Annotated in this window: 18 protein-coding genes; 13 read left to right on the forward strand and 5 right to left on the reverse strand. The window is 34.0% G+C overall.

The features are described 5' to 3' along the window. Positions 1-24: 24 nt before the first annotated feature. The 4 genes from CHB80_RS21635 to CHB80_RS21650 all read left to right on the forward strand — a co-directional run bounded on the left by CHB80_RS21635 (position 25) and on the right by CHB80_RS21650 (position 6,280). Positions 25-2,046 carry an ATP-binding protein gene (locus CHB80_RS21635; RefSeq protein ID WP_179218240.1) on the forward strand — a complete coding sequence of 674 codons (2,022 nt, stop codon included), beginning with the start codon at positions 25-27 and terminating at the stop codon, positions 2,044-2,046. Beyond that, positions 2,039-2,683, forward strand: coding sequence for a response regulator (locus CHB80_RS21640; protein ID WP_089373609.1), 645 nt, complete (start codon positions 2,039-2,041; stop codon positions 2,681-2,683). The genes CHB80_RS21635 and CHB80_RS21640 overlap by 8 nt, the downstream gene beginning before the upstream one ends. A gap of 309 nt (positions 2,684-2,992) precedes the next feature. Beyond that, entirely contained in the window at positions 2,993-3,409 is a 417-nt protein-coding gene (locus CHB80_RS21645; RefSeq protein ID WP_089373610.1) for an ANTAR domain-containing protein, read from the forward strand. Between the two features lie 324 nt (positions 3,410-3,733). Beyond that, positions 3,734-6,280, forward strand: a complete 2,547-nt coding sequence (locus CHB80_RS21650; protein ID WP_089373611.1) for a TonB-dependent receptor domain-containing protein — start codon at positions 3,734-3,736, stop codon at positions 6,278-6,280. Between the two features lie 294 nt (positions 6,281-6,574). Here CHB80_RS21650 and CHB80_RS21655 read toward each other — a convergent pair whose 3' ends face one another. Both CHB80_RS21655 and CHB80_RS21660 read right to left on the reverse strand, forming a co-directional pair. Next, positions 6,575-8,248: a T9SS type A sorting domain-containing protein gene (locus CHB80_RS21655; RefSeq protein WP_089373612.1), complete on the reverse strand. Its 1,674-nt coding sequence runs from the start codon at positions 8,246-8,248 to the stop codon at positions 6,575-6,577. Positions 8,249-8,324: 76 nt separating this feature from the next. Then, positions 8,325-8,720, reverse strand: coding sequence for a TerB family tellurite resistance protein (locus tag CHB80_RS21660; protein WP_089373613.1), 396 nt, complete (start codon positions 8,718-8,720; stop codon positions 8,325-8,327). Positions 8,721-8,958: 238 nt separating this feature from the next. On the opposite strand from CHB80_RS21660, the gene CHB80_RS21665 reads away from it, so the two are divergent. The 3 genes from CHB80_RS21665 to CHB80_RS21675 all read left to right on the forward strand — a co-directional run bounded on the left by CHB80_RS21665 (position 8,959) and on the right by CHB80_RS21675 (position 13,020). Continuing rightward, positions 8,959-10,980 carry an SIR2 family protein gene (locus tag CHB80_RS21665; protein WP_089373614.1) on the forward strand — a complete coding sequence of 674 codons (2,022 nt, stop codon included), beginning with the start codon at positions 8,959-8,961 and terminating at the stop codon, positions 10,978-10,980. 102 nt (positions 10,981-11,082) lie between these two features. After that, on the forward strand, positions 11,083-11,655 hold the full coding sequence (locus CHB80_RS21670) for a sulfotransferase family 2 domain-containing protein (protein WP_089373615.1): 573 nt from the start codon (positions 11,083-11,085) through the stop codon (positions 11,653-11,655). A 135-nt stretch (positions 11,656-11,790) separates the two neighbouring features. Continuing rightward, positions 11,791-13,020 (forward strand): SulP family inorganic anion transporter, encoded by a 1,230-nt coding sequence (locus CHB80_RS21675; protein WP_089373616.1) that lies wholly within the window; start codon positions 11,791-11,793, stop codon positions 13,018-13,020. A 155-nt stretch (positions 13,021-13,175) separates the two neighbouring features. Here CHB80_RS21675 and CHB80_RS21680 read toward each other — a convergent pair whose 3' ends face one another. After that, complete coding sequence (locus tag CHB80_RS21680; protein ID WP_089373617.1) at positions 13,176-14,408, reverse strand: ABC transporter permease; 1,233 nt, start codon at positions 14,406-14,408, stop codon at positions 13,176-13,178. A 46-nt stretch (positions 14,409-14,454) separates the two neighbouring features. Between CHB80_RS21680 and CHB80_RS21685 the strand changes: the two genes are divergently transcribed. The 3 genes from CHB80_RS21685 to CHB80_RS21695 all read left to right on the forward strand — a co-directional run bounded on the left by CHB80_RS21685 (position 14,455) and on the right by CHB80_RS21695 (position 18,274). Beyond that, positions 14,455-15,750: an exo-beta-N-acetylmuramidase NamZ family protein gene (locus CHB80_RS21685; RefSeq protein WP_229746824.1), complete on the forward strand. Its 1,296-nt coding sequence runs from the start codon at positions 14,455-14,457 to the stop codon at positions 15,748-15,750. 17 nt (positions 15,751-15,767) lie between these two features. Further along, positions 15,768-16,793: a tetratricopeptide repeat protein gene (locus CHB80_RS21690; RefSeq protein ID WP_089373619.1), complete on the forward strand. Its 1,026-nt coding sequence runs from the start codon at positions 15,768-15,770 to the stop codon at positions 16,791-16,793. A 65-nt stretch (positions 16,794-16,858) separates the two neighbouring features. Next, complete coding sequence (locus CHB80_RS21695; protein ID WP_179218241.1) at positions 16,859-18,274, forward strand: S41 family peptidase; 1,416 nt, start codon at positions 16,859-16,861, stop codon at positions 18,272-18,274. Positions 18,275-18,421: 147 nt separating this feature from the next. Here the strand turns inward: CHB80_RS21695 and CHB80_RS21700 are convergent, their stop codons facing one another. Continuing rightward, complete coding sequence (locus CHB80_RS21700) at positions 18,422-18,817, reverse strand: hypothetical protein (RefSeq protein WP_089373621.1); 396 nt, start codon at positions 18,815-18,817, stop codon at positions 18,422-18,424. A 340-nt stretch (positions 18,818-19,157) separates the two neighbouring features. Further along, positions 19,158-20,237, reverse strand: a complete 1,080-nt coding sequence (locus CHB80_RS21705; RefSeq protein WP_089373622.1) for a YncE family protein — start codon at positions 20,235-20,237, stop codon at positions 19,158-19,160. Positions 20,238-20,521: 284 nt separating this feature from the next. Between CHB80_RS21705 and CHB80_RS21710 the strand changes: the two genes are divergently transcribed. The 3 genes from CHB80_RS21710 to CHB80_RS21720 are packed head-to-tail and all read left to right on the forward strand — an operon-like array spanning position 20,522 to position 23,527. Further along, on the forward strand, positions 20,522-21,715 hold the full coding sequence (locus CHB80_RS21710; RefSeq protein ID WP_089373623.1) for an ABC transporter substrate-binding protein: 1,194 nt from the start codon (positions 20,522-20,524) through the stop codon (positions 21,713-21,715). Between the two features lie 43 nt (positions 21,716-21,758). Continuing rightward, positions 21,759-22,733, forward strand: a complete 975-nt coding sequence (locus CHB80_RS21715) for a FecCD family ABC transporter permease (protein WP_089373624.1) — start codon at positions 21,759-21,761, stop codon at positions 22,731-22,733. Then, complete coding sequence (locus CHB80_RS21720) at positions 22,733-23,527, forward strand: ABC transporter ATP-binding protein (protein WP_089373625.1); 795 nt, start codon at positions 22,733-22,735, stop codon at positions 23,525-23,527. The genes CHB80_RS21715 and CHB80_RS21720 overlap by 1 nt, the downstream gene beginning before the upstream one ends. The last annotated feature ends 690 nt before the right edge of the window (positions 23,528-24,217 follow it).

The following is a 24,217-nucleotide window of genomic DNA, read 5'->3' on the forward strand; positions in this document are numbered from 1 at the left end:
TCTTTATATGACAGCCCCTATCTAATGAAATACTTACTTATCATATGTAATTTTTGTATAAGCTATACTATTTTGGCTCAAACCAATCAATTACAAAATTCAGTTGTTTCGCTAAAAGAACAGATAGGGCAAACCCAAGGTATTGATCAATTAACTTTATTAGATAGTCTTTCCCATTTAATTAAAAATAAAAAAGAATTTGGATATGATACTATTGCTCAAAAAACAATTGAAAGTGCTTTACGATTAAATAAAAATCGTGTAGCAGGTCGTCATACTGCAGATCTTATATTCTATCTGACAAACAGAGCTGGAAAACCAGAAGAAGGCATACAGTTATTTGATGATTTTCTTACAAAAAAAATAGCCCTTAATGATCCTGCAATTACTGCACAATTATATTTGAATGGAGCCGATAGTTATTTTTTTGCTGGGAAAACAGAAAACTCTATTCCATACTATATTACTGCAGGTGAATATGCACAGAAAGCTAATGATTCTTTACTCCTAGGCAATTCAAAAAATTATTTATCAGATGCACTAGCAGGCATAGGGAAGTTTGCAGAAGCTGCAACTGTACTTACAGAAGCCGAAACTATTTTTGAACAAACAAAAGATACCATTCATTTATTAACTTCTCGTAATTCAAGAGCAAACCTATTTAGTCGTATAGGCTTTTTTGAAGAAGCTAATAAAATTCGCAATGAAGTTATTGATTTAGCAGAAAGAACTAATGATTATAGAATGCTACAGTCTGTTTATTTTAATGCAGCTATAGACAATAACAAAACCAATGACCACAAAACTAGAATTCATAATTTAAAAAAAGCGTTGTTTTATGTTCGAAAAGCAAAGCTTAAAAGCTATGAGCCAAAAATACTAAGCGGTCTATTAACATCATATGCACTTACAGATAGCTTATCAAAAGCAAAAAAAATAGCCGATACGATTCAAGCAAATCCAGAAGGATATACACAAGGGCTAGACAGAGCATATTATACAAAAGCCATGGCTTTTTATGAGTATGCGCAAGGTGATTATAGAACTGCTATTTCTTATGCTGAAGATCAATTAAACAATAAAGAACATACAGATTTTGAAAATACAACAACCATACAAGGATTTCTAGCCAAAGCCTATGAAAAAATCGGAAATGATCGTAAAGCGTATGAGCACCATAAAACGTATGCAAAGCTTCGTGATAGTATTTTAGCAGTTCAGAATGTAAGAGCCTTTACGTATTATCAAACCCTCTATGAAACTGAAAAAAAGGAAGCAGAAATACAATTTCAAAATGCTCAGATAGCAGAATTAAATTCAAAAAATAAACTAAAAAATCAATGGATATTTATCGGAGGAATTAGCTTCTTAACATTTTTTACATTTGTATGGTTAGCTCGATCTCGCAGATATGCACAAAAAAAACAAGCATTACAGACTAGGTTTACTCAAAAATTAATTAACGGACAAGAGAAAGAACGCACTCGTTTAGCTAGAGAACTCCATGATAGCGTAGGACAAAAGTTAATGTTGCTTTCGCGAAAAACAAAAACTAGCGGAGATAAAGCATTGAATGTACTTACTGGAGATACCCTACAAGAATTACGTGCTATTCTTAAAGGCCTTCATCCTGCTACTCTTGAAAAATTAGGCTTTAGTGTAGCTATCCAATCATTAATCAACGATATTGATGCCCATACTCCTATTTTCTTTACTGCTGAAATTGATAATGTAGACACCTGTTTAAATAAAGATGTGAGCCTTCACATATATCGCATCATACAAGAAGTGCTGAGTAATATTATAAAACATTCAGAAACAAAATCGGCTTCTGTGGTAATCAAAAAAGATGCACAACATATTATAACAGTAATCAAAGACCATGGAAAAGGTTTTCGTTTTATCGAAAAATATAAAAGTGCCAAAAGCTTAGGGATGAAAACACTTTTAGAACGTGCAAAAATTATACACTCTAAAATAGAAATTAATAGTATTTTAGATGAAGGAACTACAGTTACACTTCATACACCCATTCAAAATGAATAAAGATATACGTATTGTTATAGCCGATGACCACCCTATGCTACTAAAAGGGCTTCAAGATGAATTAACTGTAAATAATTATAATGTAATAAGCGCAGCATCTAATGGCATGCAGGCGCTAGAAGCTATTTTAACTTTACAACCAGATGTTGCTTTATTAGATATTGACATGCCATTATTAAGTGGATTTGAAGTTGTCAAAATGACAAAAGACAAAGGTGTGAATACACATTTTATTATGCTCTCCTTTCATAAAGAAGCAGATTATGTAACACAAGCTAAGTCATTACAAATCCAAGGATATTTATTGAAAGAGGATCCTTTTTTTGAAATTGAACGTTGTATTGAAGCTGTTTTAAATGGACAATTATATTTTAGTAAATCTTTTAATAGTACTATTTTAAATAGTGCATCACAGGATTTAAAAAAACTACAATTACTAACACCTTCTGAGTCTACTATTTTAAAATTAATAGCACAACGCATGGCCACAAATGATATCGCTGAAAGTTTATTTATATCTACCCGAACTGTAGAAAAACACAGAAGTAATATTATAGGCAAATTAGGTATAGAAGGGGGTACTAATCAACTTACTAATTGGGCACTTACCAATAAGAATGTTATTTTAGAATTATAAAAATTCTTCAAACCTAACAACATATAACATTCTATAAAACAGGGACTTCAGCCATTTCTTGTTTTAAAATCACACTACTTATAACTCATTTAAATATTTAACTCATTTAATACATACGTATTACCACGTAAATAATACGTGTTTCTTCGTATTTCTCATACAAGGATCTTAACGTAATTTAGCTGTATCGAAATGGTAATATCATGGTTTAGATATTAATTTCTTTTGAGTTGGGAGGCTTAGAGTAGGGAAGTACTTTTCGGAGTACTTCCCTTGATTTAAAATCCTAAAATAAACGAAGGTTTGCATATGCAAGGTATAAATCGCATCGTAATTGCACATAGAAATCAAGGTATTATAGATACTATAACAGCGCATATCGCTCTTAAATATCATATTACCTGTAAAACAACTAACGATGGATTTGTTGCACTACGAAATATTTTAAAATTAGGGCCTGAACTGGTTATTATTGAAGCAGATCTTCCTTACCTGAATGCAACAGATATTATACGTTGTATTAATAAAAAAGGGTATACCACAAAATTTATTGTTATTACACCAGATATCTCTATAAAACTTCCGTGTGTATCAGAAACTAAAAAAGTAAGAACACTCCCATGTCATACACAAGTAATCAAAACGAGCTATAATCCAGATAATCTAAATCCCCTTTTAGAACTCATTGATCAAATAGAAATCAAACAACGCAAAATTTCTTATTAATTGTTGTTTTAGTGAATAGGTTAATACTAAATTTAATTAGTGAGTAGTTAGAAAGGATATCATTACAAAATGGTATCCTTTTATTTTATAACACTAGGTATAACAAACAGTTACTACAGCTTAGTAAAGCTAGATTATAACGTACTTTAAAATCGTATTTCTTAAAAAAAATAAAATTAAATGTTAAAGTCAAGATTCTTCGTAACATTTAGGATACACTAGGCGTCTTGTTATCATAATTGCGACGTTGTGTGCAGTTATAGTATGTTATACAAAGTATTATGTTTAACATACAACATTCATCAATCAAAACTCAATCAGAAAATGAAACAACTCTTTTTAGCACTTGTGCTATTATTGGGTAGTATAAGCTACGCCAATGCAAACAACCCAGTAGACAAAATAGGAACCGTAAAAGGAAAAGTACTGGACAAACAATTACAAGAACCACTTCCTTTTGTTACAGTATCAATACTGAGCGCAACAGGCGAAATTATAACAGGAGGAATTACAGATGATAATGGTCTGTTTGAAATTAAAGGAATTCCAGAAGGAGAAAGCAAAGTAACCGTTCAGTTTATAGGATATAAAACGTACAGTGCTCCTATTAGTGTAAGTAGAAAAAATAGATCTATAGATTTAGGTACTATATCTCTAGAAGAAGAAGCTACAGGTCTAGATGAAGTTACTGTTGTGGCAGAACGTACTACTATCCAACAAAAGATAGATCGTAAAGTCATTACGGTAGGAAAAGATTTGACAACCTCTGGTCCTACCGCAGGAGATATCATGAACAACCTCCCTTCTGTAACAGTAGATCAACAATCTGGAAATTTATCTTTACGTGGTAATCAGAATGTACAAGTAATGATAGATGGGAAGTTATCTAATGTTCCTGTGGCACAGTTATTACGTCAAATCCCCTCTACCTCTATTAAACAAATAGAATTAATTACAAATCCATCGGCCAAATATAATCCTGAAGGAATGAGTGGGCTTATTAATATTATCCTTCATAAGAATGCAAACTTAGGAACCAATATCAATATCAATACTGGATTTACTTATCAAGACAATCCAAAATGGAATACAGGAATTGATATCAATTACAGAAATGGAAAAGTAAATGTATTTGGAAGCTGGGGAGGTAACTATAACAAAAACAAAAACTTTGGTTTTGTAGATCGCGAGCAAGATCAAATCTTTCAAGACTTTGACTTCTTTGACGATAGTAATTCCAACCTATTTAAAGTAGGATTAGATTATTATATCAATGATAAAAATACCCTCTCTGTTTTTACAAACCAGAATTTATTTAATGGATTTGTAACTGGAACTACCATCGTAGATTTCCCTACAGATGCAAATGATGTAAGTCAAATATTTGATAACCGTAATGACAATACATCACAACAATATAATATTGATTATAAATTAGATCTTGCTAAAGAAGGAAGCTCTATAGAATTAGAAGTAGATCACAATATTTTTGATGCAGATGAAAATGGACTCTTCCTTTTTGATGGAGAAAATGTAGCACAAGATTTTGTAGACTTTATAGACACAGAACGTAGTAGAACAACCATTAATTTAGATTATGTCAATCCTATCTCAGAAACTATAAAATTAGAAGCGGGAGCGCAGGCACGTTTATTTGATTCTGAAATTAACCGAGCTACAGATCAGTTTGTGATCAATCCTTTTAACTTATCTACAGATCCTAATACGTTTATAAATGCACCTAGCACCAACTTTGATTATGCTAGAGATATATACTCGCTGTACGCATCTGTAAACAAGAAATGGGAAAAGTGGTCGGCTCAATTTGGACTTCGTTTTGAATCTGTAAATGTAACTGCCGATACGAGAGAGACCTTTCAAGATGGTGTGGTTACTGATGATTTATCAAACTTTGACACAGATCCATCTGTAGACGTTTCTCGTGACGGAAATAGTGTTCTACGTAATTTTGGAAATGACTATACACAATTATATCCATCGGCATTTATTACGTATAACCCGTCTGAAAAGAACCAATATCAGTTTAGTTATAGTCGTCGTGTAGATCGTCCAGGGATTGGACAAGTAAACCCAATTAGAGAGTTTAGTACGCCGCTTATTTCGGCATTTGGAAATCCATCATTGATTCCTCAGTTTACAAATTCATTAGAAGTAAACTACACACGTAATCTTGAGAAAGGGTCTATTACTACTGGCGTATTTTATCGTTCTGTATCAGATTTGATTAATCAAGCCTTATTATATAACCGTACAGATCCTAACTTAAATAGTTTGATTTTCACTAATGATAACTTTGATGACACCTCATCATATGGTTTGGAGATATCTGCAAACTATAAGCCATTAAGCTGGTGGAGTTTTAATGCGAGTTTTGATGTGTTTTCTCAAACACAACAATCTTTTGCCGAAACAGTAGATCCTACTATAGAAAACCCTACGGTAACTGACATTGTAAGCAACAACTTTGAAATAGACAATGTGGTATGGAACTTCAGAGTGTTCAATAACTTTAAGGCAACTAAAAAACTAACATTCTCTGCCTTCATTTTATATAGAGGAGCAAATGAAAATATCCAATTTGAAGTAGATCCTATGTTTATGACTAATATCGGGGCACGTTATAACTTCTGGAAAGGAAAAGCAACGGCAAGTTTAAATTACAATGACATCTTTAACACCATGAAGTTTCAAGGTACAGGAACACGTCCTTTTAATCAGAACATACAGTTTAACTGGGAAAGTAATACCATTAATGCCGCTTTATCACTTCGTTTAGGAAGTAATAAATACCGTGCAAAATCTAGAAAACGTCGTGACAACGATGAAAAAGAAGGAGGAGGAATTTTCTAGAACTTCATACAATTTATATAGTTCAGAGATAATGCAACGACCTAACTTCCAATGATTCCTTAGCATTATCTACTACTTGAAAACCGAAGTTTCATCGCTTCGGTTTTCTTGTTATATACGCTTTCGCGAAATCGAACTTGTGAGATTCACGACCGAAGGGAGAGCAAAGCGTTAAAGCGTACCCAGCCAGAATATCTTCTCATAGAAAAAACTCCATAACCTATAAACTATGGAGCTTTATTATTTCCGTCATTCTGAACTTGTTTCAGAATCACATCATACTTATTATATCTTTTACTGCTTAATCACCCGTATTACTTCACGTTGATTTCCAGTAGTGATCGTAATAAAATAAATACCTTCTGTTACTTTAGTACCTTGATCTGAAGTTCCATTCCATATGATAGATTGATTTCCAATAGCTTCTTTATCATAAAGAGTAGCCACTTCCCTACCCAGCATATCATATACTACAACAGAAGTCTTTTCTTGACGTGCCGTATCAAATGACAGTGTGATCGCCTCTGTAAACGGATTTGGAAATCCAGAGATCGCAGTGGCCGTTGTACTCACATCGTCTATGCTTAGCACACTATCAGGAAAAATGCGAGTGTAGTATACATCCTGTCCTCCATTAATAGTATTTGTCCATGCGATATGAGCGCCTTCATCATCAGAAACCATATCAAAATAGTCTCCCATTTTATTTTGTTGCGGATATCCTATAGTAGGATCAAAAGAAGCAGAAATAGATTCATTTTCAGACCAAGTGGTCCCTTGATCGTCAGAAAAAGAATAATATAATTCTGAAAAGAAAGTTCCTTCAGGAGCATCACGGGTATCTAACCAAATCATATCAATACGACCATTAGGAGCTACTGCCATGGTTCCAAACCATTGGGTATTGGTGGTGCTCTCATCAGTATTAATACGAATAGGGTCTTCAAAAGTAATTCCGCCATCGGTACTTCTAGAAAACATGACATCGCCTGGATCACTATTTGAATTTCTAGTCACAGAAGCCGCCAGATATACATTGCCTTCGCCAGGGCCATTAGAAATATCTACATCTATCCATGCTTGCCCTAAAAGTCCTTGAGGATTGATAGGAACTCCTGCATTAAGTTGTCCATCTAAGTCTACCAGCGCTACATCTTCCCATTCGATAGTACTTCCTTCATCTTGCGCATTTAAGGAACGAAAAACAACAAATCCTGTTCCATTTGTACCTGTTAAATATAGTATGCTTTCTTTATTAACTGCTAGTGTTCCCCAGAAAGGATCTTGTGGTACGTCAATACAGGTTTCAAAACTCTCACTGCCATCTGTAGATCTAGTAAAAGCACCATCACAAGTAGTAAAAGATAAATTCCAATGGGCATAGTTATTATTCACCCCTTCATTATGATCTACACGCATCCACTGTTTATCTCCACCATTAGCCGGCACAGGGTCTTCCCATACTACACCACCATCACGTATCGCAAATACATCGCATTCAAAATTACTCCGTAAGCTATTATAATATAGATTTCCTTCGGCATCAAAATCTAATACAGGGTCAGATCGAAATACACCTGGATCTAATACACCAGGAAATGTCCACGAGTTTCCGCCATCTAAGGAATAACCATATCCCGCTTGACGGAAGTTATTTGCGGTAGTATCAAATTGCCTCCACCCAATCACAATACGGTCAGGGTTGGTAGGATCTACAGCGATAGAAGGTTCATTGGCAGCATCTCCCACGATATTCATTCCGTTTTCATCTATATTTACTTGAGCTGTAAAGAAGTCACTACTTCTTACATTATAGGCAGGGCTTTTAGGCATGCTTGCTCTAGAAACTGGTATATAGGCATTTTCTTGAATTTCAATATGTCTTTCGCGTAAAGGAATAGATTGATCTTGAGAAATGGCAGTAATAGATATACATATACTTACTGCAACTAGGTAGTATTTTTTCATGGCTGGTAGGATTTTATTCTCTTTAAAGATATAAAATCCTAGAATGCAATAAGATAATCCCTATAAAAAGTTACCTCTAATTATAGAAACGCTTGAAGATTTGCACCAAACGATCTGAAGGAATCATATGATTTTCATAATCTTCCATTTCGTTTAAAACTTGCTCAATAGCTTCTGGACGGATCCCAAGTTTTAATCCGTAGTTACGTAAGGCATCCATCTCTGCAAAATGTGTTTCTTGATCTACATTCATTAATAAAAGTAATCTATGAAACTGCGTAATACGCTGTAACTCGGTTGTAAGCACATTTACTTTTAAGGGATTGGCTTGTATCTCATCTACGTCAGATTTAGAAAGACCTAAACGTTCTGCAACTGCAAGGATAAAATCATATTCACGATCATGCAACACATTGTCTGCTTTTGCCATGGCAATCATATCGGAAATGATCTGTTTTTTTTCTGTACTCAAAGCGCTTGATTTTTGCGCTACAATATAGGGGTTATTCTGTTTTTATGAAAGTGAAACATTTTTATGGTTTTCCGCATGCTATCGCGCTGAGATAGAACTATATTCATAAAAGAGATTAGCGATTTGTGTTTATAATCGAAGGAATGGCTGTTTTTATCTAAAAGCAACTCATAAACAGTTGTTTAAATAAAAAATCTGTTATTTTTAAAATACCTACACTTTAAAAGTTGTATAAAGAATGAGTGAAACAAATATACCTGTAGAATTAAGACAAGCTATTTCTGAAAATAAATTAATCATTTTTGTAGGTGCTGGTCTTTCATATGATCTTAAAAATAGAAAAGGACAAACTATAAAAGGTTGGGGAAATTTAGTAAAAGAAATTATCATTCAACTACAAGCAAAAGGACATAACATAGACTTCCTATTACCACTGCTTAATGTATATGAACCTATAGAAGTATTACACCTCATTGAAAAGCATCCTGATTTTTCTAAAGAAACTATTTATGATATTGCCACTGAGTTTTTAGAATTAGATGATTCCCAAAATGACTATTCATTACATCAAAAATTAAATACACTTTCAAAAAAAATTATCACAACCAATTATGATGAAGCTTTTGAAAGAGCAGTACCTTCTTTAGATAAAAATAAAGCGCATAATGGTAGAAATCATAAATTGAATAAGTTTACAAATCCAGATCTTGAATCCTTATTAAAACTTCATGGATGTATTGAAGATCAAGATAACATAGTTCTTTTTCCTTCTAATTACAAAAAACTTTATAAGCCTTCTAAAAAATCACTGAACGAAAAATATATTTTAGAAGCACTTAAAAGAATCATTAATACTAATTCTATTCTATTTATAGGAGCTGGAATGGGTGATTTTCAAATCAACAACATTTTCAAAAAAATTAAAAAAATACAACAAGGTTATGGTAAAAAGCATTTTATTATTACCAATAAACCACTAGATAGTTCATTAGATTTTTTAACCCTCATTAAAAAGAAACATATAGAAATAAATGATTTTATAGATGAATTGTTAGAGATTAAAAAACAATGTAAATCACCAAAATCTGAAAAGGAAAAAGAACTTGAAGATCAGATTAGAGAATATGAAATTAGAATTAAAGAACTAGAATCAAAAACAACATCCGATGCTACAACAAAGGAACTCCTAGAAGAAGAAGCTTTAAAATATTTTACAAAAGGGTTAAAACATCAACTTTCTGGCAAATTTGAAAAAGCATTTAAGCAATACAAAAAAAGTTTGCGATTAACTCCTAATAATCATCGAACATATAATAATTGGGGGAATGCTTTAGGAAATCTTGCACAAACAAAACAAGGGAGCGAAGCAGAAAAACTCTTCGCGCAAGCATTTGAAAAATATAAAAAAGCTATTGAAATAAAACCTGATTTTCACCTTGCCTTTTGTAGTTGGGGAAGTGATTTAGGAAATCTAGCAACAATAAAGCAAGGACAAGAAGCTGAAACACTTTTTCAATTAGCCGTTGAAAAATCTCAAAAAGCAATAAATATACAACCTGATTATTACTTATCTTTTTACAATTGTGGGACTGCTTTAGGTTATATAGCAGAAACAAAACAAGGAAAAGAAGCTGATCAACTCTACCAACAAGCATTTGAAAAATACCAAAAAACTATTGAATTACAACCTGATTATCATCAAGCTTTTAATAATTGGGGGAATGACTTAAATACTTTAGCCAGAAACAAAGAAGGAGAGGAAGCAGAAATACTCTTTCAACAAGCTATTGAAAAATATAAAAAAGCTATTGAAATAAAACCTAATAAATATGGAGCTTATAACAATTGGGGAAATGCTTTATCAGATTTAGCAAAAACAAAACAAGGAAAAGAAGCTGATCAATTCTACCAACAAGCTTTTGAAAAATATCAAAAAGCCATTGATATAAAACCTGATGATCATAGCGCTTTTAATAATTGGGGAGATGCTCTTATTTCACATGCCTTCAATAAAAAAGGAAAAGATGAAATTTTAAAGGAAGCATACCAAAAATGTAAAAAAGGATATGAGTTAGGTAGTTCTCCTTATAATCTTGCCTGTGTCTTAGCCTTACAAAACAAAAAAGAGGAAGCCTTAAAATATTTAGAATTAGCAATAAGAAATTATAACCAAAATATAAATTTCATCCATGAAGACCCAGACTGGAAAGACTACTTAGAAGACCCAGATTTCTTAGCGATTATTGAGAAATATAAATAAGCAAAACCCTCATTACTGAAACGAGTTCAGCACAGGCACTAACCTTCTCTCCAAGGAGAAGGAACTACTAGGAGATAAAAAAATGATTACCGATAGTCAATTATGATTCTTATAAAAAAGAAAAAAGCTATTTTTATTCATATTCATAGAACAGGAGGTTCTAGTATGATTTCACTTTTAAAACAAGCATTGCCTAACCAAGTAGACGTTATTGCACAACATGGTAATCCTACTACCATGGAAGGCAAACTACTTCGCCAGTATCCAGACTATTTTGTATTCAGTATGGTACGTAACCCGTGGGATCGATTACTGTCTTGGTACTCATTAGTACATAAACATGATCCGTTAGATATAAAGGCAGAACGCGTACGGTTTGAACACTTCTTGAAAGATCATGCGCACAATGATGGTAGTGACTCTTTTCTCTTTAATCAAGTAGATTATTTCGATACTACAACACATACCATAGATGATATTACGATCTATCGATACGAACACTATAAGGAAGAAACTCAAAAAATAGCAAAGCAGCTTGATATTACCATAAAAGAAATTCCAAGAGTGAACGAAACGAAGCCAAAAAACTACAGCGATTATTATACCGAGCAAAGCAAAGCTATTGTCGCAGAAAAATGCGCAAGAGATATTGCGTATTTTGGATATTCATTTTAATTCCCTCATCTTAGTTGCCTCCCAGTCTTGTAAATATAAAATAGAAAATGTTAATCATTATTTGACAAAGAGATCATAAATGTATTGACCAATTTAACGTTGTATATACAAACTAGGATAACATATTGAATCATTATGTTAGATATACTCAAATCTATTCTTACAGGTATCATTGCTACACCCCTTATACTCATGTTTATACTTGGTATAGGGTTAGCATGTGGATTAAATCCACATTTTCTATTAGTTTCTATACTTATCACAAATATCATTGGTGTACTCATTAATAGAAAATCTTCAGATTTTTTCAATATTGGAGTAAGTCTAGTCGTCTTAATGTTTACATACCAAGACACCATCGGAATTGAAAGTGGTTTTCTACAAACTTTCATCTTGTTTACTATACCTGCCATTATTTTCATCATTCTGTCCTGGCTTCCAATTAATTATACACTAGTTCCTAATCGTGCAATTGCACCTCTTATTTTTGGTATTGGAATCTTAATCATTATAAAGCAACTTCCTAGCGCATTTGCATATACACCATCAGAAATTGATTTTTCATTTACTGAAGAAGAAAAGTCATTTTTTGCAACAAATACCATAAACAATTGGATACAACTAGCATTAGCACTTTCTATTCCTATAATTGCTTTGATTGGTCTTCGATTTAAGAAAGGATCAGTTGCTTTATTATTAGCTGCATTTGTATCCATAAGCATTGGTTATTGGTTAGGGTATGACACAAATCTCGTACAACCCAGCGTTCTGAAATTCAACAACTCATTCCAATTAGATTGGACATTTTCTCCAGACATTTTATTTACATCAATCTCAAATGGCATTACTGTTTCTGTTGTTATGTTAGTTAGCTTTTGGAGTGACTTTTCATTACTCAACTATGATGATACAGAAAACAACAATTCAATAAAAAAATCATTAAGAGTTGTTGGAATAGGCAATTTAATTAGTGGATTATTTGGAGTCATGCCTTCAAATATTTCTTTTATTGACTCATTTTCAATAAGAGTATTTGGAAAAACTACATGGGTTAGTAAACTACCTATCATCATTATTTTACTTATCATCGCAATCGTAGGTATTCCAGATTTTAATGTACCTATGTATGCCTTTGCAGGTATGTTAATTTACATAGGGGTTCTTATGGTAATTAAATCATGGAAGATACTTAAAGACTTGCATTCAATAGATTACATTTTCACTATACTTATTGGTTTAATAATCATTCTAAGCAATTATACTATTGGTTTCATCTTTGCAATTGGATATGCTTTGATATTTCATTTGATCATAAGCCAGAAAGAAAAACACCAAAAATCAAAAACTCCAGATCATAAAGAATAATGAGATAACTTTTTACCCCACATTATGTAATAGAAAATCTATTCTAGGTTTAAAAAAGCAGCTTAATTTTTCCTTATAAGAATCTATAATTTTGAAATCTATGATCTAGAAAACAAAATATCTCTAAGTTTGTTTTGCGAAAGCATATAAAGCACTTACTCAAATCGAATAGATTTGACAGGACTGATTTTTGTAATGATATACGAAGGAATTAAGAGCATTAAAAGACATAATACAAATACACTCAGATTCAGCAACAAAATATGCCCAAAACTCATATATACTGGCGCCACACGCACATAATACGTTTCTGGATCTAGCTCTATAATACCAAAATAGCGCTGTGCATATACAAATGCCAATCCAATAAGGTTTCCCCAGAATAAGCCCATTCCGATCAAGTACATGGCATTATAGATAAATATTTTTCGCACACTCCAATCTGAGGTTCCTAAAGCCTTTAAAATACCGATCATACGCGTGCGCTCAAGGATCAATACAAGCAATGCTACAATCATATTAATACCTGCTACAATAATCATAATAGAGATAATAAGCCCGATATTAAAATCAAACAACTTCACCCAATCAAAGATATTACGATTGCGCTCTATCACCGTAATAGAGCGTAAAAAGGAACCTGTATTCTTATATACCCGATTATTTATCTCTTGTACCTTATCAAAATCATCTACAAAGACTTCAAAGGCACCTACCTCATCTTTTTCCCATCTATTAATACGTTGTATATGACGTATATCTGCCATGAGATATACCTTATCAAACTCTTGATACGCACTCTCATAAATCCCTACAATATCCAATCGTAACTGTCGTGGGATATCAGAATTATTATCTACAAAAAAGATAATGACTTTATCTCCGAGCTTAAAACCAAGTCTATTGGCTAGGTATCGGCTTATGAGCATTTCTGTATTGAGACCTTCTGTAAATACAGGGAAACGACCTTCTACTAGGTAATCATCTATTCGATTCCAATCATAATCGGCGCCAAGGCCTTTTACTAGCACACCTTCAAAATCGGTTGCGGTACGAATAATCCCTGCACGTGTTGCCACCGCTTGTACATGCGTCACTTCAGGCACAGCATCAAAATCAGGATAAAAATCTTGTTGCAACGGAATAGGATTTACCGTTTCTTGACTATTATTTCCATCAAAATTAGATACTAAAATATCTCCATTAAACGCAGATACTTTTTCTTTAATTTTCTTTTGTAATCCTAATCCGGTAGCAATAGCGATAATCATCGTGACCATTCCAATCACAATTGCAATGATGGCAATTTTTATAATCGTAGTAGAAGCACTACTTTTATACGATGTTGCCCCACTTAATCGTTTTGCTATAAAATACTCCAGATTCAAAATGCAGATTCTTTTGCTCAAAAATACCTTTTTTTTAACGCTCTTTATGTTATTTTCTTGTGGAAATACACAAAGTTCGAAGTCAGAGATACGAAATACGAATACCAAAGACACTTCTTCTACCTCTAAAGAAGCTAATTACGCTTTCGCGAAAGCGGACTCAACCGTAAAAAACTCAAACTACGAAATACGAAATACAAACGGAACGCACTCTCAAGAGCAAGCCATTGTTGTGGGAGCTAATAGAATTTCGGAATATCTCCCGTTACTACAGCATAAAAAAGTAGGTGTGGTCACTAATCAAAGTGGTCTGATCTTTAAAACACCAAAACACCACAAAGAACAAAGTACACATCTCGTAGATTCGTTACTACAACTCGGTGTTGAAATTAAACGTGTATATTCTCCCGAGCATGGTTTTAGAGGTACTGCAGATGCTGGTGAAAGCGTAGCAGATGGGAAAGACCCTAAAACGGGATTGCCTATCATTTCGTTGCACGGAAAAAACAAAAAACCTACACAAGAACAGCTTCAAGGCATCGATGTATTACTATTTGATATTCAAGATGTAGGGGTTCGGTTTTATACGTATATTTCTACATTAACGTATGTAATGGAAGCGTCGGCAGAAAAGGGAATTCCTGTAATTATCTTAGACAGACCTAATCCTAATGCACATTATATAGACGGACCAACGCTAGAACCTGAGCATAGTAGCTTTTTAGGTATGCACCCTATTCCATTGGTATATGGAATGACTATTGGAGAATATGCAAAAATGGTAAATGGAGAGCGATGGCTTAAAGATGGAATACAATGCGAGATTACTGTCATTCCTTTAGAGAATTGGAATTATAATACCCCCTATTCATTACCTACACGACCTTCGCCTAATTTACCAAATGATCAAAGTATAAACCTTTATCCAAGTCTTGGCTTTTTTGAGGGAACTACCATTAATGCAGGTCGTGGTACAGAAATGCAATTTCAAATATTTGGTTCTCCAAAATTCCCTACCGAGTATTTCCCATTTGAATATACCCCACAACCTAATTTTGGTGCTAGTAATCCTAAAGAAAAAGGGAATGTGTGCAACGGTCTGGATTTACGAGATCAGGAATACCTGTCACGTGTAAATTTAGAATGGCTAGTTGAAGCCTACACAGCACACAGTGATAAAGAGAACTTCTTTAAAACAGCAAGTTTTACATTACATGCAGGCAACGAAAAACTGCAAGCACAAATTATGAAAGGCTATACCTTTAAGGAAATTAAAAAAGGATGGTATGCCGATTTAGATCGTTTTAAAGAAACTCGAAAAAAATACCTTATCTATCAATAATACGTAGACACTCATTTATGAAAAAATATATACCTATTGCTCTTCTCTTACTTTTTTCTATCTCAAGTTTTGCGCAAGATGAAGAAATAGCGATAGAAGCCATTATCGCTCAAGGTTATGAATCATACTTAGAAGGAGATTTTGAAACTTCTGTAAAAGTATATTTGAAAGCACTTGAATTAAATCCTACGTCGGCACTTGCCAATAACCAAATCGCATTGAGCTATTTTAAATTGGGAGATTATGACAATGCTATTTTGTATAGTGATAAAGTCATACAAGATAATACAGATCAAAAATATGTGCTTTCTGCATACATAACTAAGGGTTCATGTCTAGATATTATAGGAGAAACAGATGCTTCTATCGATTTGTTTAAAGAAGGGATTGAAAAATTTCCAGAAGACAATTACCTACATTATAATCTTGCTATTAATTATTTTAAAATCAATGATGCTGCCAATGCAGAGCATCATGCATTACAAAGTGCAACATTAGATCCGGGACATCATACCTCACATTTATTACTTGCACATATCAATAACCAGCAAGAAGAAAAAGTACCTACCCTTCTAGCATCTTATTATTTTTTATTGGCAGAGCCACATACAAAAAAGTCGGTTGAAGCGTTAGATATGGTATATACTAATTTTAGTAAGGGAGTTACGGAAGAAGAGACAAAAGAAGGAGCCCCTAAAAATATAAATATTACGTTGCAACCTAGTTCTGAATTTGGATCTGCCGAGCTAATGCTTTCTTTATTACAAGCATCTAAAAGTTTAGAAAAAAACAAGGACAAATCTGAAGATGAATTGTTTACAGAAAACACCACATCGTTTTTTACAATACTAGGAGAAACAAACAAAGAGACAGAAGGTTTATGGAACGGGTTTTATATTCCATTCTTTTATAAATTAGCGCAGAGCGAGCATATGGAAACCTTTTGTCATTACATCCAGCAGAGTAAGAATGAAAATTCTATTGCGTGGCTTAAAGAAAACGAACAAAAAATAAACGCTATGTTTACATGGCTTAATAGTTGATACAAAATACAGGGGATTACTGCTATGAAAATCCCTATACATATTAAAAAATTATGCATATGAAAATGAAAAAGATTAAATTTTTACTACTCGGTCTTCTTGTATCCTTATCTATGGTAAATTGTTCTGATGATCTAGATGATGTGATCAGACCTGCGAGTAATCTAGAGATTTCAGAATTTATTTATAGAGGTCTTAACTTCTGGTCATTATATAAAGCAGATGTACCTGACTTGGCGAATGATCGTTTTGAAAGTGACGCAGAACGCGCTGCTTTTTTAGAACAATTTGAGTCGCCAGAAGCTACTTTTGATGGCCTACTCTCTCCTAATGATCGCTTTAGTATTATTAGAGATGATTATATCGAATTAGAAAATGCCCTTAGTGGTATACGTCGTTCTACAGGAATGCGTTTTGCGTTGTTTAATGATCCTTCTGGAAATGGTAATGTTTTTGGTCTTGTTCGTTTTGTTATCAATAATAGTCCTGCACAAGATGCAGGTGTACAACGAGGTATGATTTTTACAGGAATAGATGGGGTACAACTTACTAGCAACTCTGACTTAGGAGCTATTTTTGCCCAAGATGCTTATACGATCAACCTAGCTGACTATGACGCCAATACAGAAGTGTTTACGTTAAATGGTACTGATATCACACTCAATCAAGTAGAACTTACGATCAATCCTGTACATACAGCCAGAACACTTTCTATAGATGGAGAACAAATAGGATATTTACATTATACAGGTTTCACCAATGAGTTTGATGATCAGCTCAATAATGCTTTTGCACAATTTCAAGCAGATGGTATTACAGACCTTATCTTAGATTTACGATATAATGGTGGTGGCTCTATAGAAACGGCAAATGATTTAAGCACGATGATTACAGGACAGTTTAATGGCGAATTATTTATTAGACAAACCTATAATGAAGACCGTAATCCTGATAACCAATTTGATCGCTTGTTTAATTCCAATATTGGGAATGGAAATAGTGGCGCTGCTATCAACAGTCTTAATTTAACCAGAGTGTATGTAATTACTACAGGAAGTACTGCTTCTGCAAGTGAGCTTATTCTAAGTGGTCTTGATCCTTACATTGAAGTGATTCAAGTAGGAACAACTACTTCTGGAAAATTTGAAGGGTCTTTTTTATTATATGATTCTCCTAATTTTAGAAGAACAGATGATATCAATCCTAATCACCGCTATGTGATGTTACCATTGGTATTGCGCTCTGTAAATGCAAATGGTCTCACCGATTATTTTGACGGTTTTACACCAGATATTCAAATTGCAGAAGACTTTTCTAACTTGGGGCAATTAGGTGTACAAGGAGAACCTTTACTAGATGCTGTTATTGATGAAATCTTATTAGGGAGAAGACCATCTACCGATGTAGAAACACGTGAATTACCCGCAGTATTCTATAGTGATCAAAATGATATTTTATACCAACGTATGATGAATGAGTAGGTATACGCTCCTGCCTGCCGGCAGGCAGGTTCGCGAAATCGAGCTAGCGAGATTCACGACCATTGGGAGAGCGAAGCGTTAAAGCGTATAAAAAAACAAAACCCCAAGATACTTTCTTGGGGTTTCTTATGTATAATAGTGTAGTTTTTATTCTTCAATATCACAAGAAGCTTCTCCAGGAACTTTGTTTACAGCAATCCCTTTTTGACCTTTAATAGGTGCGATTGCTTGTATTGCATTTCCTGGTCCAATAGTACACGGTTTAAGTACTACATTTACAGTAACGTCTCCCTCCATATCTTGAGGACTCACATCAAGGACATGAAAAGCCGTACGTTCTTGTTTTGCGTTAGTATCATAATAGTTCATAACAAGACCAAATGTATTTGCGTTACTCCCATCATTATTCCAAGTCCAAGGATTTGCGCTTACATCAAACCAAAATTTAGTTCCCGTTGGATCTGTCATGTTTCCGATTACAACGTTTTCTACTCCTGATAAACCTTCTGATTTTACAATAAATGTAATTGAATTTGCTGCCATTTTTACTTTTTTTAAATAGTTAATAATTTGGGGATATTCACATAGTAAAGCCTATAGTACATAAACAGATGCATCATGTTATTATACTTAAAGCCAATTTCTTACATCACAAATATCAAATACTCAATCAGGTATTTAAACCGTATAAATACCTACTTTTAAAAGACGCTAAAACTACTTAAAACTGGTATGGGTAAACAGTAATGAATACCTTGAGGAAAACTCACAAATGGAAACTAGAATAAACTAAACAGTACGTTTATAGTCATCTATATTGAAACAACTAAAAAAGCGAGTATCTCTTTTAGAAATACTCGCTTTTTTATATCATAAATGCATACTATGGATTTACATAGACATTATTAGGAATCACCCCAACATTTAGTGTAGTTGTTAAGGTATTGTTTTGTAAACTATATACTTGTAACGTTCCATTATTCACTCCATTTCCTATAGCTGTTCCTATTAGAGTAACACCATCATTTATAAGGGCTATATTAGAAAAATCGACTCCAGAAATGATGGATGTATTTGGAATTTGAAAATTAGACACCGATGATTTGAACACAGCTCCATCCATATAGTAATAGAGATCTTCTCCAGAAATATTCAAATAATCAGGATGATCTTGTGCTCCAAAAGGAATTGTAGTTACTATTTGATTATTGGCTGTATTTATGATAGAAATCGAACCTGCTGTTTCATTGCCCGTTGAGGCTAAGTTTCCACCTCCTAATATCCATAAGTTGCCATTACCATCTAATTGCAATGAATTTGGCACATCTCCTACTATAAGGGTACTTGCAACAGCATCTAGATCTGGATCTATGATTGTTACCGTACTAATGCTCTGATTTATTACATAAACATTAAAACGATCAAAAACCATTTCTCCAGGGCCTTCGCCTACAGCTATTGTACTTATCACTTCATTTGTAGTAAGATTGATAACTGCTACAAAATCATCGTCTGTTACAGTAGGATCTCCCCAGTTTGAGACATATCCCTTTCCGTTTGCTTCTAAAAAATAACGTGGGTTTTCAAGTCCTGTTTCTATACGGGCTACTTCTTCAAAAGTAAATCTATTGACCACGATAATTCGGTTACTTTCACTGGCAATGATATAGGCAAAGTTTCCAAAAAAACCAATAGATTGCACAGTCATTCCTACCGTATCTCCATTAACATCTTGATATATATCAGAGGTAACTGATGTAAGGTCAGCATTTACAAAATCAACACTTCCAGATCCATTAGAAACGCCTTGGTTTGTAACCAAAAATCCATTTTCAAATGGAAGGGTCACTTCTCCTGGATCTGGGTCTGGATCTTCTGCTACTGTAGCAACATCATCATCACTACAGGAATATAAAAACAATGTTCCTGCAAATGCAATCAATAAAAGTTTGTAGAATTTCATAGGTAGTTTTAATTTAAATACTATTCATAAATGATACGTTCTATAGCGTCACTATGGATGTGTATTATTTATATTTTTTTGTAGTTTATGTGTAATTGTATTAGTTACTAAACGCTTACAAATGATCAAAAGTATGTCTATGATCTTCTCATCATTAGAAATGTTTTTTCGCGAAAGCGCTATAAAAGAACAACTCTTTTTAATACATATGTCCGAATTTACATTCCAAAACATACTTTTGTGACAAAGGTATGTTTTTGTCTTTTTAATCTTACTTTTGAGAAATGAAACTACGCCATCTACAGTATACTATTTTAGTTGTTATTTCCTGCTGCGTTTTAAGTTGTAAAAAGGAAATAAAAGAGCATATTCCTGTAACTAAGAATGAGCATAAGGTTGCTATAAAACATGCAGTCGGTTTTTCTATCACTGAGTTTCCAGATTATACCTTACTAAAAGTCACAGGTGCATTTCCAGAATCAGAAGATGTATATCGATATGCTTTGGTAAAAGAGGGGACTTCCTTAACGACTAGCAGTGCTGAAAACACTGAATCATTAGCAAATCTATTAGAATCAAAAAAAATAAATGCCATTGTAAAAGTACCTTTACAATCTGTAGTTGTAACATCTACTACGCATATCCCTTCTCTAGAAATGTTAGGGGTGGATCATACACTAAGTGGATTTCCGCATCTGGATTATATCTCTAGTGAGCAAACCCGTACGCGTATTGATGCAGGAGAAATCAAAGAATTAGGACAAAATGAAGCGATGAATACCGAAGTGGCTATTGACCTAAATCCTGATGCCGTAATTGGATTTGGCGTAGATGGACAAAACAAATCATTAAACTCATTAGAAAGAGCTGGAATTCCTGTATTATACAATGGAGACTGGGTAGAAAAAAGTCCGCTTGGAAAAGCAGAATGGATTAAATTTTTTGGAGCGCTATATGGAAAAACAAAAGAAGCAGATAGTATTTTCTCTACAATAGAAACTGCGTATCTAGACACTAAAAAATTGGCTCAGAATGTAACCAATCGTCCTACTGTATTGAGTGGTGCGATGTATAAAGACATATGGTATTTACCTCATGGAGAAAGTTGGCCAGCACAACTTATTAAAGATGCAGGTGCAGATTATTTATGGAAAGACACAAAAGGAACAGGTAGTATTGCATTAAATATAGAATCTGTACTTGAAAAAGGGCAAGATGCACACTATTGGATTGCTCCTGGGCAGTTTAATAGTTATAGTAAACTTGCAGAAGCCAATAAAGTATATGCACAGTTTGATGCTTTTAAAAACAAGAAGACCTATACGTTCACTTCTAAAAAAGGAGCTACGGGAGGCTTATTATATTATGAGCTAGCTCCTAACCGACCAGATATTGTCTTAAAAGATTTGGTCTATTACTTACATCCTGAATTATTACCCGATTACCAACCTTATTTCTATACGCCATTTGAAGACTAATCGCTCATATACCATTCCGATTATAGTCTTAACTATAGGGCTTATGTGTTGCTTTTTTGTCAACATAAGTTTAGGCTCTGTTGCGATTCCTTTTTCAGATGTGTTTTCAAGTTTAGTAGGCGGCGAAGTAACGAAACCCTCTTGGGAGTTTATTATTCAAGAATATAGGCTTCCTAAAGCCATTATGGCTATGATGACAGGGAGTGGTCTCGCTATTGCTGGGCTTTTAATGCAAACGCTATTTCGTAATCCACTGGCAGGACCGTTTGTACTAGGAATTAGTAGTGGTGCTAGTTTGGGGGTGGCTTTATTTATTTTAGGCGGTACAGCATTAGGAATTTCTAGCACTCTTGCTTTTGGGAAATGGGGGCTTATTCTAGCTGCGGCTACAGGAAGTTTCTTGGTATTTCTGATGGTATTAGGGGTTGCCTCTAGGGTACGCGATACGATGGCATTACTCATTATCGGACTCATGGTAGGAAGTTTGACCTCTGCTGTGGTAAGTGTACTCTCCTATTTTAGTAAAGCCGAAGAGTTACAACAATATATCTTTTGGTCGTTTGGGAGTTTAGGCGATGTTTCTTGGCAAAGTATTCAAATCCTCTTATACTGTTTTATTGCAGGTCTGATCTTGACTATTGCAAGTATCAAACCGTTAAATGCTTTATTATTAGGTGACACCTATGCAAAGACCTTAGGTGTAAAACATACAAAAAGCAGAATCATCATTATCATTGCTACGAGTATTTTGGCGGGTAGTATCACCGCTTTTGCTGGTCCTATTGCTTTTATTGGTCTTGCAGTACCACATTTGATACGTCAAATGATTTCTACATCAAATCATCGTATTTTGATCCCTGCCGTACTTTTAGGTGGTGCTATTCTTATGCTTATTTGTGATACTATTGCACAAGTGCCAACGAGCGAGTATACGCTTCCAATTAATGCAGTGACTGCCTTGGTAGGTGCTCCTGTTGTCATATGGTTATTAGTCCGTAAAAAGAAATTACTATTCTAATGGAACATACCGCATCAGCACATACCGTTTTAACTTTAGAAAACCTCAGCATTGGGTATACTTCTAAAAAGGGAAATGCGATCATAGCCTCCGATATTCAAGTAACCTTACCACAAGGACAATTGGTAGGTCTCATAGGTATTAATGGTGCCGGAAAATCAACTTTATTACGTACGCTTTCTGGTTTGCAAAATCCCCTTTCGGGAAATTGTATACTGAAACAAACCCCTATCCATTCAATTGCTCCTGAGTACTTAGCAAAGCAACTTAGTATAGTGCTTACTGGGCAAGCAATCTCAAAAAATTTAAGCGTATTAGAATTGGTGAGTTTAGGAAGACAACCGTATACCAATTGGTTAGGTACACTCACCGAAACAGATGTACATATGATCACCGAAGTATTAGAAGCCACAGATACCGCTCACATAAAAAACAAAAAGTGTTATGAACTTAGTGATGGGCAGTTACAACGTGTCCTTATTGCTAGAGCATTGGCTCAAGACACCTCTGTAATGATCTTAGATGAACCTATGACACATCTAGATTTACACCATAAAGCAGCCATCTTAAAACTATTGATAAAGATTGCTCATGAGCAGCAAAAACTCGTACTTTTCTCTACACATGACATCGAACTTGCCATTGCACATTGTGATCAACTTATCGTATTACAAGAAGGAAAAGCCATCATAAACACACCAGAACAATTAATTCAAGACGGTGTATTTGACACTTTATTTCCTTCAGACAATGTGAAGTTTGACAGTGATTCAGGAAGGTTTTTGATTGGGTAATTTTTCTTTTCTGGTTTGAAGTTTTTTGTTTCAAAGTTTCAGGTTTAAAAACGAATACACCATACGTCAAGCTGAACTTGTTTCAGCTTCTCCATGAACACTTATAAATAACGTGATGGGATTCTGAAATGAATTCAGAATGACGAAAGAACAGTCATCTCGACGGCAGGAGAGATCACACAACTAGCTAAACAATACTATTAGAAATACCCATTAGCACAAAAAAAGCTCCTCACCTCAACGAGGCTTGTGCTGAGCTTGCCGAAGCATGAGATGTAGACGGAGGGGAGTGATACATTCTACCACAATTGAAATCACACAAGTAAACATTTTCAACTTCAGTTTCAATTTCGATTTCAACTTCAAAATAGATGTATCATTGTGGAAAACCGTAACGAAGTTTGAGAGATGTTATGTAGTTTAGAAATGGTGTAACCGTTTATAACGGTTATAAACGGTTAAAAAACAACGAACTCAAGAGCAAATAAACTATCAGAATATCTATAAACACATGATTTACAAAGAATTGTTCTACAAAAACAGTAGATTTGTAAGTAAGCATAAAAGATATATCGTGAATGTGTGATATAAAGTAGTTGCCTGCAAGCACAAAAAATGACAAATAAATTTCTTTCTAAAAGTGAAAATAAAAAAATTATATCCATATTTAAATATATTACCGAAACCAAA

The sequence above is a fragment of the Dokdonia pacifica genome, assembly GCF_900188275.1.
GTDB lineage: Bacteria > Bacteroidota > Bacteroidia > Flavobacteriales > Flavobacteriaceae > Dokdonia > Dokdonia pacifica.

Coding starts and splice junctions, on each gene's coding strand:
- CHB80_RS21715 (WP_089373624.1), top strand. CDS start 21,759: ATGTGTTGCTTTTTTGTCAACATAAGTTTAGGCTCTGTTGCGATTCCT.
- CHB80_RS21695 (WP_179218241.1), top strand. CDS start 16,859: ATGAAAAAGATTAAATTTTTACTACTCGGTCTTCTTGTATCCTTATCT.
- CHB80_RS21690 (WP_089373619.1), top strand. CDS start 15,768: ATGAAAAAATATATACCTATTGCTCTTCTCTTACTTTTTTCTATCTCA.
- CHB80_RS21655 (WP_089373612.1), bottom strand. CDS start 8,248: ATGAAAAAATACTACCTAGTTGCAGTAAGTATATGTATATCTATTACT.
- CHB80_RS21700 (WP_089373621.1), bottom strand. CDS start 18,817: ATGGCAGCAAATTCAATTACATTTATTGTAAAATCAGAAGGTTTATCA.
- CHB80_RS21685 (WP_229746824.1), top strand. CDS start 14,455: ATGTTATTTTCTTGTGGAAATACACAAAGTTCGAAGTCAGAGATACGA.
- CHB80_RS21640 (WP_089373609.1), top strand. CDS start 2,039: ATGAATAAAGATATACGTATTGTTATAGCCGATGACCACCCTATGCTA.
- CHB80_RS21705 (WP_089373622.1), bottom strand. CDS start 20,237: ATGAAATTCTACAAACTTTTATTGATTGCATTTGCAGGAACATTGTTT.
- CHB80_RS21720 (WP_089373625.1), top strand. CDS start 22,733: ATGGAACATACCGCATCAGCACATACCGTTTTAACTTTAGAAAACCTC.
- CHB80_RS21635 (WP_179218240.1), top strand. CDS start 25: ATGAAATACTTACTTATCATATGTAATTTTTGTATAAGCTATACTATT.
- CHB80_RS21645 (WP_089373610.1), top strand. CDS start 2,993: ATGCAAGGTATAAATCGCATCGTAATTGCACATAGAAATCAAGGTATT.
- CHB80_RS21675 (WP_089373616.1), top strand. CDS start 11,791: ATGTTAGATATACTCAAATCTATTCTTACAGGTATCATTGCTACACCC.
- CHB80_RS21665 (WP_089373614.1), top strand. CDS start 8,959: ATGAGTGAAACAAATATACCTGTAGAATTAAGACAAGCTATTTCTGAA.
- CHB80_RS21650 (WP_089373611.1), top strand. CDS start 3,734: ATGAAACAACTCTTTTTAGCACTTGTGCTATTATTGGGTAGTATAAGC.
- CHB80_RS21670 (WP_089373615.1), top strand. CDS start 11,083: ATGATTCTTATAAAAAAGAAAAAAGCTATTTTTATTCATATTCATAGA.
- CHB80_RS21710 (WP_089373623.1), top strand. CDS start 20,522: ATGAAACTACGCCATCTACAGTATACTATTTTAGTTGTTATTTCCTGC.